The sequence below is a fragment of the Nocardioides sp. genome (genome assembly GCF_004803405.1).
Taxonomy (GTDB): Bacteria; Actinomycetota; Actinomycetes; order Propionibacteriales; family Nocardioidaceae; genus Nocardioides; species Nocardioides vastitatis.
The window spans coordinates 80203-87332 of record NZ_SSXI01000227.1; the positions used below are offsets into that span (position 1 = coordinate 80203).

Below are 7130 nucleotides of genomic sequence, written 5' to 3' on the forward strand. Positions count from 1 at the left end.
GCCCCCGCTCTCGCAGCCGAACAGCCTTCAAACCGAGCGGCACGCGTGCTACGAAGGTTCGTAGAAGGTCCGTCCCCCCGGGGACGGGCCAGCGTCATTTCAGGGGTCTTTGACGAGACGTGACGGGCGGTGACGAGCACATCATGCACGGTGGAGTGAAGTTCTACCGCGGCTCCGCAGCCGCCGCCCGCTCCTACGTCGAGGCCGACCACTCCCGCGCCGACGACTACTACCTGGCCGAGGGGAGCGGCGTCGCCGAGCACTACGCCGTCGTCGTCAGCGACGACGGTGTCGCCACCGAACGGCGGCCTGACCTCGACGGCGCGGCGTACGAACATTGGGTCGCCGGGTACGACGTCGCCACCGGTCAGGCGAAGGGACGACTGCGCGACGACGACCACGCGCTGCGGTTCGTCGAGGTGGTCGTCAACGGTCCCAAGACCTGGTCGCTCGCGGCTGCGCTCCACCCCGAAGTCGCCGCTGCTTACGAAGCCGCGCAGGCGCGCGGCGCAGAGGAGATCATCGACTGGGTCGCACAGCACGCGACCACGCGCGTGGGACCGCGCGGTCGACAGGTCCAGGTGCCCGTAGAGAAGATCGAGGCTGCCGTCGTACGGCACTACACCTCGCGTGCCGGCGACCCGCACCGTCACCTTCACCTCCAGATCAACGCGCGTGTGTTCGCTTCTGGTGCGTGGCGTGGCCTCCACTCGGTCGGCGTCGTCGACTCCATCGAGGCACTCAACGGCATCGGTCACGCTGCCGTCATGTGCGACCCGGAGTTCCGTGCGGCTCTGGCCGCCCGGGGGTACACGCTCGACGAGGCTGGCGAGGTCGAGGAGCTCGCGCCGTACGCCGGACGGTTCAGCCAGCGCGCCTCCCAGATCACCCGCAACGTCGACCGCTACGAGGCCGAATGGCGAGCGGACCATCCCGGTGAAGAACCGGGGCCGAAGCTGCGGCGCACCTGGGACCGCCGCGCGTGGGCGGACGCGCGCCCCGACAAGGTCGTCCCTGCCAACGGTGCCCAGCTTGTGGCGCGTTGGAACGACGAGCTGCTCAATCTCGGGTTCCAACCGCCGACCCAGTCGAGACAACTCGACCCGACCGCCGTCGGCCGGCTCCGGCGGGACGTCGCCGTCGATCTGATGCTCACGCGCTTGGGCTCGAAGCGCTCCGCGTGGAACGCCGCGGACATCCGAGGAGAAGCGGAGAAGCTGATCGCGTCCGTCGGGGTCATTGTGGATCGAGCCGTTCGAGTGGAGCTCGCCGAGGACCTCACCGCGCGTGCAGTGCGCGAGTGCCGACCACTGCGCGAACGGACCGACGTACCCGACCACATCCGCAACCTCACCTCCGACCGGGTCCTCGCGATTGAGGCAGAGCTGATTGACAGCCTCGCCACGCGTTCGATGGGACCGGTCGAGCACGCCCCCCGCGTCCACGGCGCCGGCCACCTCGACATCGCTCAGCGGACGGTCGTCGCCGCCCTGGCCGGCGAGGCCGGTCTGCTCGTCATCGAAGGCGCAGCCGGCACGGGCAAGACCACCACGCTGGCCGCCGCGCGCGACGTACTCGACGCCCACGACCGCCGACTCGTCGTCGTCACCCCCACCCTCAAGGCCGCGCAGACAGCCCGGCAACAGGTCGGCACCGACGCGTTCTCTGCGGCGTGGCTCATCCACCAGCACGGGTTCCGGTGGGACGACGACGGAAACGGGTGGCAGGTCGACGCCAGTCCCGACGCCCGCGCACGGCTGCTGCCCGGCGACGTACTCCTGGTCGACGAGGCCGGCATGCTTGATCAGGACACGGCCCGCGCGCTGTTCGCGATCGCCGACCGTGCCCACGCGACCGTCGCCCTGCTCGGGGACCGTCACCAGCTGCCCGCCGTCGGCCGTGGCGGGGTGCTGGACCTCGCCGCGCGGTGGGTGCGGCCCGAGGCGCACCTCGAGCTCGAGTCGGTGCACCGCTTCGCCGACCCGGCGTACGCCGACCTCAGCCTGCTCATGCGCGGCGGTGAGCGCCCGGGTGAGGTCTTCGACGATCTCGTCGCACGCGGCGAGATCGTCGTCCACGCCAGCAAGGTCGAGCGCGCCGACGCAATCGCCGACATCGGCGCAGCCGGTGACGAGCTGATCATCGCTGACACGCGCGAGCTGGTCGGATCCATCAACGCAGCCATCCGCGACCTCCGCCACGACACTGGTGCGCGAGTTGGTGAGCGAGATGGTGAGCCTGTCACCCGCCTGGGTGAGCGGATCGGTCTCGGTGATCGCGTCGCAACGCGCCGCAACGATCGCGACCTCGGCGTCGCCAACCGCGACGTCTGGACAGTTGCCGGCATCGGCGACGACGGAAGCCTCGTCGTCACCGGCCGCGCCGGTCAACGCGAGCTTCCCGCCGACTACGTCAACCGACACGTCGAGCTCGCCTTCGCCTCGACCGCGTACGGTGCCCAGGGGGAGACGGTCGACTCCGCCCACCTCGTCGTCGGCGAGGTCACCGGCGCAGCCGCGGCGTACGTCGGCATGACCCGCGGCCGCCACAACAACGTCGCCCATCTGGTCGCCGACTCGGTCGAGGACGCACGCCAGCAGTGGATCGACGTCTTCAGCCGCGACCGCGCCGACCTCGGACCCGGCCACGCCGCGACCCGGGTCGACGAGGACATCGACCGCTACGGCACCCAAGCCCCCACAGGCGCAGCGCTCCTCCAGGCCGCAGCCCTGGCTGCGAGCCAGCGCGGGACGGAGCCCCCGCCGCCGTACCCGAGCCGTCCGACCAGTCCCGGCATCAGTCGCTGACCAGCTTGTCCCCAGGTGATCGCTGCCGACCCCGTCCAACACATAGGTGACCGGAGGAGGCCGCGGATGTCCGATCCCGGGCCGTCGCGGTTGCTTCTCCGGGCACGGGCGCCACCAGGTGCTCGCAGAACCAAGGAGACCGATCATGACGATCAAACCGCTGGGCGTCCCCGACGACTGGGACGACAACCACATCCTGCTGTTCGAGGAGTTCTGCGCATTCATCCGTACGCCGCAGCGCACAGTTAGGGAATGGCGCCGACTCAACCGAGGCCCGAAGTGGTGGAGGTTCAACGGCAACGGACGGCTCTACACCACCGTCGCCGAACTCCGCCGCTTCCTCGAGGCCGGTGAGTGAGATGGCCGCGACCACCGGTCCGGCCGACCAGCGACCCCGCTGGCTGAGCATCACCGGCGCCGCGCTTTGGGTGAGCCTCTCCGCCAAGACCATCCGCCGCAAGATCGCCGCCGGCGAGCTGCGCGCCTACCGTTGCGGCAAGACCATCCGGATCAAGACCGACGACCTCGAGGCCATGATGCGTCCCGTGCCATCGGCAAAGGATTGGTGATCTGCGACCTGGTCAGTGCGTCCCGGATGCAGCGCGTCATGGCCGGGTCAAGACGCGGGGCGCATGCTTGCCGGCATGCACGTGCTACGATGCATGCCGGCAAGCATGTTGGGAGAGTCTGATGTCAGAGCGGAACGACCTGGACCCGAACGCGGACGCGGCCAGCGAGTTGGCGCGCAAGGGGGGCCGCGCGCGAGCTGCGAAGCTCGGCGCAGAAGAGCGCAGTGCGATCGCTGCGGCAGCGGCCGCCGCCCGCTGGGGCGACGTTCACGTTGCGGAGAGCACCGGAGAGATCCGGATCGGCAATTTGAGCATCGCCTGCGCGGTTTTGGACGACGGCACGCGGGTGGTGAGCCAGTCGACCGTTCTGCAAGCGCTCGGGCGAAACCCCGAGAAGTCGCGACGGACCAGGGGCACTTCCGAACTGCGCGCGCCCTTCCTGCTGGCCAACAATCTTCAGCCCTTCATCAGCGATCAGCTCAGGGATCTCGACGAGCCGATCCCGTACCGCGTGGCTGGTGAGTCTGGTCGCTCCCTTGGCTACCGCGCCGAGATGCTTCCGCTCGTGTGCCTGGTCTACATAGACGCGGCGAAAGCGGGGGCGCTCGACAGCAAGCAGATGGGCGCGGCTGCGGCAGCAGAGATTCTGTACCGGGGCCTAGCCACGGTCGGAATCGTGGCGCTCGTCGACGAGGCCACCGGCTTCCAGGAGCGTCGCGCGCGCGACGAATTGCGCAGCATCCTCGAGGCGTACGTTTCGGCGGAATTCCGGCAGTGGGTTCGGGTGTTCCCCGACGAGTTTTTCGAGCAGATCTATCGACTGCAAGGATGGGACTACGACAAGCGCAGTAGCAAGCGGCCCGGCTACGTTGGCAAGCTCATCAACAAGTACATCTACGACGCCCTCCCGGTTGGCGTGACCGAGGAACTCCAGCGCCTGAACCCGAAGAATGAGCGTGGCAATCGTCCGCGCCGCCACCATCAGCACCTCACCGCGGACACCGGAAATGTTCACCTCGATCGGCAGATATCGACGGTCATCACTCTTATGCGCATCTCAAACTCGAATAGCGAGTTCGAGGACCTGTTCGCCCGTGCGTTCGCACCGCAACTGCGGCTGCCTGTGGTGATCGATCCCGGAAGCTACCGCGACGCGCCCAAGCAGTAGTCGAAAATCAGGGATCGGGGGCGGATCGCCACTTTGGTGCCCGCAATGAGGATCTTGTTTCCCTACGTTGCCGCTGAGTGAATGGCGATGCTGCCCCGATAACGATCCGCACTACACGCTTCTCTGCCGATGCGGCTCGTCCGCCGTCTCAGATCGGTGTGTCCGGATGACCGACGTGACGCACCGGCTTCGATTCGGCAAGCGGGCATCCCTCCGGCTTTCGCCGCGGGTCTGCTGCCCCCGCCAAGCGGCGCTCATCCATGACCGGTGCCATCAGCGGCTATGGCTGTGCCCAGGGTGATGCGACGGCGGTCCATTCATCTGATCTGAGGCATTGCTGGCGTCGATCCACGCTGCGGCCGCCGCGATTAGCAGCAACACGGTGGCTGCCCACATCAACGCCCTGATGACGAACGAGTACTTCCGAAACCGCTGACGTGGCTTGTCCACCCCCTTCACGATGTTGATGTCGGGCAGCGATGCGCGCACTCCCAAGCGCTCTTCGAGCGTTGCTAAGGCCGGCTCGACAGCTTGAACCAGTTCTCGCGTTCGTGATTCGAGTAGTAGGAAACTGAGCGTGATGACGGCGCCCGTCACGGCGATCCCCACGGCCACTACGTGGTTGTCGGCCTGCATCGAGGTCCCGTAGCCAGCTATCACAAGCGCGAAGCTGACGAGAAAGTACGAAATGACCTGCATTCTCTGGCCAGCGTGCATAGCGAACCAGTTCCACGCGTGCTGAAGTGCTTCTCGTTCAGCTTCAGCCTTCTTGTCGCCTTCGTCGGTCGTCATATCCTCATACTGTCATCGAAACAGCGAGGCGGGGTGGCCAACCGGCTCGTCGGTGCGGAACTCCACCGAGAAACTGACTGGCCTACGTGACGACGTGCCCAGGCGCAGCGCCATACGACGCGAGCGCGCGCTCACGGTTGCTGACAATGCCGTCGGCGATCTGCCTAATAGAGCGGCTCAACCACATGTCTGCCGCCGTGCCCTCGCCGTAGTCGGCAAGCGCGATGCTGTTCACGCGCCCCTGTTCTTCCAATTCGGCGGCGTTGTTGTAATTGCTTTCGCCGGGCGCGTAGACACCAAACGTCTTGCCGCCCATCTTGTTTATCACCGAGAAGCTCGGTACATCGCTTGGGCCGTCAGCGATGTAAATCATGTTGCGGATCGGGACCCGGCGAGAGTCTTCCGGAATGACAGAGTTTACGTCGACGCGACCACCTTCTTGCACGTTGACGCCCTTGTTGATTTCGAAGATCGCCCTCGTCTTGCTCGTGTTGTCGATCGTGTAGCCCACCTGCGCGACGACTTCGGACGTTGCTTCAAGTTGTTCGCGGTACCCCGGTGGCGCGGCCGCTGGCAGCAAGTCGCATGCCCACACACCATCAACGTGCTTGAACAACTTGCTTCCTTCAATCATCGCCCGTAGGCCAGTCGAGACGACGTAGTGCTCGACACGGACCTCGTGGCGGCGATAGCGCTCGTTGGCCAAGACCAACTGGCGCATCCGGTCGAAGAATTCTGGAATCCCAGGAGCCAGTTCGATTGCCGCGCCAATCTCACGCAATTTGTCGTTCGTGAGGTCCTTGAAAACGCCGTGCTGAACATACGAGAGCATGTGGTTGAGGTAGACCGTATCCTTCGACACCTTGCACCCGACACGTGAGTAGTACTCCGCCAGCTCGTTCGACTCATCCCAGAAGGTCCTGGCGTCGACGTCATACGCCTCGAAGAGCGGCTCCTGCATGTAGCCGTGTGTGAGAGTCTTGTCGAAATCCCAGATAAGCGCGATTACGTTCTGGGTATAGATGGCGGGCGGCATCAGGCCATTTCGACGTGCCCAAAGGCGACCCGTCCATCGTCACGCACCCAGTAGCCCTGGAGTTCGCAACCGCGCTCGCGAAGCGCTTCATGAGCACGACCGAGTCCGGCGAGTGGCAGCACGGCGCGCATGACCCATTCGTCGGCAACGGCCCACTTCTCGACCGTGGACAATACGTCATCGTCGACGCTGTCTACAAAGACCTCGACGTGCCGACGGTCCGGCAGGTCCAGCGCGCCCACCACCCCATCGGTCTGGCTCTCGTTGGTTCGCACATGGCAGATCTCTCCGTGCCACTCCCAAGCCTGCCGTGCGGCGTCCAACGCGTCCCTTCCACCAAAGGAAGACGCTGATCGGTAATGCATCTCGTTCATGTCTGCCTCTCTGTCCACCCGTTACGGCACACCGTAGTAGGACGCACGCGTTGCAGCAGGTGAACTCTTCATCTCTTGGGCGGAACCCGTAGGACGTCCGACTCTGCCAGGGTGACCATGACCGGCTGGCGCTCGCTCACGAAGGAGACCGCACGCGTATTCAGTAGATGATGTCGCAGATTTCACCGGCGGCGTGGCGTATGCCCGCGCGCGACACCATTGGGGCTCGATCAGTTACGATTCTCACATGTGAGCCCGGAGTGCCGGGCCCCGATCGGCCCGGGAGGGCGCAATGCGAATTCTCGCCGAAGTAACGCCGACCCCCGAGCAGCTAAAGATCCTGGCGAACACCACGCCAGGCTTCACCCTCATTCGCGGCGCCGC

At 65.9% G+C, this 7130-nt stretch carries 7 protein-coding genes; 4 read left to right on the forward strand and 3 right to left on the reverse strand.

The window, feature by feature from the left end:
• Positions 1-143: 143 nt before the first annotated feature.
• From mobF to E7Z54_RS16175, 4 genes are all read left to right on the forward strand, one after another.
• Positions 144-2807 (forward strand): MobF family relaxase, encoded by a 2664-nt coding sequence (gene mobF, locus E7Z54_RS16160; protein WP_136435397.1) that lies wholly within the window; start codon positions 144-146, stop codon positions 2805-2807.
• A 145-nt stretch (positions 2808-2952) separates the two neighbouring features.
• Positions 2953-3165, forward strand: a complete 213-nt coding sequence (locus E7Z54_RS16165) for a hypothetical protein (protein WP_136435399.1) — start codon at positions 2953-2955, stop codon at positions 3163-3165.
• 1 nt (position 3166) lies between these two features.
• Positions 3167-3376: a helix-turn-helix domain-containing protein gene (locus E7Z54_RS16170; RefSeq protein ID WP_136435401.1), complete on the forward strand. Its 210-nt coding sequence runs from the start codon at positions 3167-3169 to the stop codon at positions 3374-3376.
• Positions 3377-3497: 121 nt separating this feature from the next.
• Positions 3498-4544 carry a P63C domain-containing protein gene (locus E7Z54_RS16175; protein ID WP_136435403.1) on the forward strand — a complete coding sequence of 349 codons (1047 nt, stop codon included), beginning with the start codon at positions 3498-3500 and terminating at the stop codon, positions 4542-4544.
• Positions 4545-4817: 273 nt separating this feature from the next.
• Here E7Z54_RS16175 and E7Z54_RS16180 read toward each other — a convergent pair whose 3' ends face one another.
• The 3 genes from E7Z54_RS16180 to E7Z54_RS16190 form a co-directional block, all read right to left on the reverse strand.
• The gene (locus E7Z54_RS16180) at positions 4818-5336 is read right to left on the reverse strand and encodes a hypothetical protein (protein WP_136435405.1); all 519 of its coding nucleotides are present in this window, start codon (positions 5334-5336) and stop codon (positions 4818-4820) included.
• Positions 5337-5418: 82 nt separating this feature from the next.
• Entirely contained in the window at positions 5419-6372 is a 954-nt protein-coding gene (locus E7Z54_RS16185; RefSeq protein WP_136435407.1) for an HAD family hydrolase, read from the reverse strand.
• Positions 6372-6746: a hypothetical protein gene (locus tag E7Z54_RS16190; RefSeq protein WP_136435409.1), complete on the reverse strand. Its 375-nt coding sequence runs from the start codon at positions 6744-6746 to the stop codon at positions 6372-6374. Before E7Z54_RS16190 ends, E7Z54_RS16185 begins: the two co-directional genes overlap by 1 nt.
• Between the last annotated feature and the right edge of the window lie 384 nt (positions 6747-7130).